We start from the raw sequence: 4,110 nt of genomic DNA on the forward strand, positions 1-4,110 counted from the left end.
TCATGCCAGTGCCCGGTAGCAGGGGAATAAGCTTCGAAACTCGAAGTACACTTATCCCGGACCGCTTTCAAATAATGTTCATGAATTTCGCTCTCCCTGAGCTGAGGGAACACTTCCCAAAGTACTTTTCCGATGAGTTCCTGTCGAGTCCGGCCTATCAGCTTTTCGGCTACAGGGTTGAGGTCGACGAAGCGCCATTCATTGTCGTACGAAACGTACATGTCCGTTATACTTGCCAGGACTGTTTCCGTCTTTTTCGTCGAAGCCCGGACGACCTCTTCGGCCCGCTTGCGTTCGGTGATGTCGCGGATGGTGACCTGAACGGCGGGCTCTCCCTCGTAATTAATCATCATGCTTGCGACGGACTCAATGGGAACGACCTGGCCGTCAAAACGAACCACCGCCGTTTCTTTTAATTCCACTGATTCTCCAGCTTCTACTCGCTTCATCCTCTCAGAAACAGTCTCACGATACTTAGGATGAACCAGGTCAAGCACGGTTTTGCTCTGAAGCTGCTCGAGCGTTTCCGCGCCGTACAACTTGAGCGCAAGGGCATTAGAGTAAAGGAATCGTCCTTCCCGGTGAACAATCACAGCGTCAGGCGCCGAATCCACAAGCATACGGTAACGCCTCTCGCTCTCGCGCAGAGCTTGTTCAGCCAGTTTTCGCTCGGTGGTGTCTTGAACGTAAGTGACATAATAGAGTGGCTTGCCGTTCGCATCGCGTACGGATGACGTGCTCATATCTGCCCAGATGATTCGGCTGTCTTTGCGGATATATCGCTTTTCCATCCGGAACGAATCTTTTTCACCCCGAATAACCGGTGCCAGACCGGCCTGGTTTGCAGCGATATCGTCAGGGTGGGTGATTTTAAAGAAACTCATCTCGGCAAGTTCTGCTTCTGAATATCCAAGCATCTTGCTGAAAGCCGCATTGACAAATAAAAGTCGGCTGTCAAGCGCAGCGAGCGTCATGGGGATTGCACCCTTATCAAAGGCCGACCGGAACCTCTCTTCGCTCTCCCTCAGAGCTTCTTTCGCTTTCTTGTGCTCTGTAATATCATTAGCAAATACAGCCAATCGAGTAACCCGTCCCTCGCCATCTATAATCGGATATATGGTGCTATCAAACCATCTCCCTTCAGATTGGTCCTCTATACGAATCATACGGCCCGTCCGGATCACTTCCTGGACGCGTGCCCGGCGGGAAGCTGCCACATCTGCAGGCAAAAAGTCGTATATGCAGCGGCCAAGCATTTCTGAAGGCTTATGGCCTATACGTTCAGATAGAAACGCATTCATGGCCAGAATAATGCCCGAGGTGTTCATGAGAAAAATCGCTTGTGCTGCTGCATTGAATATAGCATTGAGGGACTCTTCGCTCTCCTGCAGGGCATCCTTCATCTCTTTGCGTTCGGTGATGTCTCGCACTACGCTTATCAGCATGCGTACACCATCGACAGTTGCTCCCTGCGAACTGACCTCAACGGGGAAGGTACTGCCGTCTTTGCGGCGGTGAATGGTTTCGAAGAGGATACCGTGAACGTCTGCCTCGGCCATCTGACTCACAGTTAAAGCCTGCGTTTCAGCCGCCCTTAGGGCGTGAATCGATAATGCCAACAACTCCTCGCGGCTGTAACCGTACGCATTCTCCGCGGCGGCATTGACTTCTATCAGCCGTCCATTGTCACACCTCATGAACAGGACTATGTCCCGACTGTGCTCGGCAATAAGTTCAAATCGGCGCAGGGACTCCTCGGCCCGCTTGCGGTCGGTTATGTCCTCAACCACAGCAATAATCTGGATGCCTTCCTGCGAGTCACTATGGAAAACAGAGACGTGCACGCGTACCCACACGATCGATCCATTTGCATGAACATAGCGCAGATCACGTAAAAATGATTTGGACTCGCCGCGGATCAAACGTCCAATTTCGGCTACATCCATTTCTTGATCGTCGGGATGAACAATCTGCCCGCATCCCAAGGTCAATAATGTCTCACGGCTATAGCCCGTGATCTCGCAGAACCTGTCGTTCACGGCCAGATAATTCCGATTGGGATCCGCGATCAGTATGCCTATGGAAGCATTTTCAAAGACTTTTCGGAACCGATCCTCACTGGCCCTCAGCGCCTCTTCTGCCCGCTTGCTCTCGCGAACGGAATCATTTGTAGGATGCTTCACCTTTATGCCTGTTTAAATATAGTATGATTGATATACTCCAAAAGTAGGCAGTCAGATATAAGGGATACTCTTATTTTGGTCTGCGCCAAAGCCTTAGTTATTGTACATACCTATGCCGGTTGAGCGATTTAGTTAAGTCCGCTGAGGACTGCTTGACTGTGGGCAGTGACTTACCTTGGGCGGCCGCTATCGAACCGCCGGGGAACATACCTCGCCGTGGTGCAGGCGTTTGTAAATTTTCAGACGCCCCCTCGCTTGAAGCATTTTGATCCGGCTTGGACTGCTTGAGCCCGAAGCAACGTATGTTCCTGCCGGATTGTCGAAACGTTAAACCGTCCAACTGTTTAGTAGGGCCGTGTTTTCCACGTGGAGCGTCGGACGGTGTTTGGGTGGAATGATCTGGCGTGGCAAGGGTAGCAAGCCTGTTATTCGGGTCTCTTATCTCTCCAGGGAATGAATTGCTCATGAATATAGGGTTACTGGCAATTCATTCCTGTTCGGGTATTTCTGCATCCGTCAGCATTTTTAAGAAACGTCCTAAGGTATTGGAAGGATCATATCCAGCGTATGCCCGATTGATGCAGTTGGAAATAATGTTTTATAAAGACACGACTTTTATTTACGAGATGGAGCACTACGGATGACCTATACATTTTCATGTCCTGTCCCCTGCAGACGGATGATCTGCGTTGACGCGCGCAACGAGGCAGACGCCATCGGAAAAATCATCAAAGCCGGAGCCCTGACCTGCAGGAACGGGGGGAGCCATGGCCCCTGTGATGCGTCTCGTCCGGTCATGCCGCCGCTTCCGGACCCGCATTTGAGGGAAGTCGTGCGATTGATTATACAGGCGGGAGACCCTGCGGACATAGAATAAAGGGCTTGAACTCTAAAGTTTGTCATCCAGCCATATACACCTATAATGTTGCACCCAATCCGATTCATTCACCTCAGACCGAAAGACAATCATTTATCGATTCAATTTAATTTGGGGTACATTAGTACAAAAGACAAGATTAAAATAATCTATGTGAAACACACACCTAAATAAAAATGGCCCCAAGTGACTTTTTCGGTTGCCCAACTTTGCCTTGAGAGCTCATCTCATCGCTTCCGCTCACGTTCCCCTGGAAGAACGAATCTTCCAGTTTCCTTTGAGCTTTGTCTCTGAGCGTCTTTATTGGGTTTCCTAATTCAACCTCTTGGGGTTAGTTATAGGCTAATTCACAAGCTGAGTAGATTCAAGCATTTTTTCTTCTAATTTTTTTTGTTATTAAATCCTTTGTCAGGCCTGTTGCCTCACCGCTGAGAATCCCGATATAAGGCAAGTTGCGGTACAACTGGTGAAAGTCAAGTCCATATCCAACTACAAACCGGTCAGGGATTTTAAAGCCCCTGAAGGCGATTGGCACTTTTACGATGCGACGGGCCGGCTTATCCAGCAAAGTGCATACGCGAATAGTGCGTGGTTGGCGTGCCTTCAGATTACGGAGGAGATAGCCAAGGGTCATCCCCGTGTCCACAATGCCTTCCACCAAGAGGACGTCCCGCCCTTCGATTATGGTGTCAACGTCCTTGGTAATGCGCACAGCCCCGAGGGATTGTTGCTGCTCACCAGAATAGCTTGCCACGGCTATGAAATCCATCTCCAGAGGAATGTCCATATTTTTGATAAGATCGGCCATGAACAAGGCACTGCCCTTCAACACCCCAACCAAAAGCGGCAATGAGTCCTTGTAGGCGGCGGCCACCTCTCTGCCCATCTCGGCAACACGTCCGGCAATTGCATCTTGCGTGATCAAGACCTCGATAATGTATTCATCAAAACGGCTTAACATGAGAATGTTCCCGGCTTAAAGAAAGAGCAACAATAGCTTATTAGTCACGATCCGGCAGCCCGAATATCTTGTCTGAGGTACCCTTCAAC

General features: G+C 50.0%; 3 protein-coding genes. 1 reads left to right on the forward strand and 2 read right to left on the reverse strand.

What is annotated here, in order from left to right; all coding sequences use genetic code 11:
• Positions 1 to 2,183: PAS domain S-box protein (locus tag LLF78_04955; protein MCE5201843.1), on the reverse strand; the 2,183-nt coding region annotated here is incomplete at its 3' end.
• Positions 2,184 to 2,823: 640 nt separating this feature from the next.
• Here LLF78_04955 and LLF78_04960 point away from each other — a divergent pair.
• Positions 2,824 to 3,060, forward strand: coding sequence for a hypothetical protein (locus LLF78_04960; GenBank protein MCE5201844.1), 237 nt, complete (start codon positions 2,824 to 2,826; stop codon positions 3,058 to 3,060).
• 364 nt (positions 3,061 to 3,424) lie between these two features.
• Here the strand turns inward: LLF78_04960 and hpt are convergent, their stop codons facing one another.
• Positions 3,425 to 4,021 carry a hypoxanthine phosphoribosyltransferase gene (hpt, locus tag LLF78_04965; protein ID MCE5201845.1) on the reverse strand — a complete coding sequence of 199 codons (597 nt, stop codon included), beginning with the start codon at positions 4,019 to 4,021 and terminating at the stop codon, positions 3,425 to 3,427.
• Positions 4,022 to 4,110 lie beyond the last annotated feature (89 nt).

It is taken from the genome of Synergistaceae bacterium (assembly GCA_021372895.1).
Taxonomy (GTDB): Bacteria; Synergistota; Synergistia; order Synergistales; family Synergistaceae; genus JAJFTP01.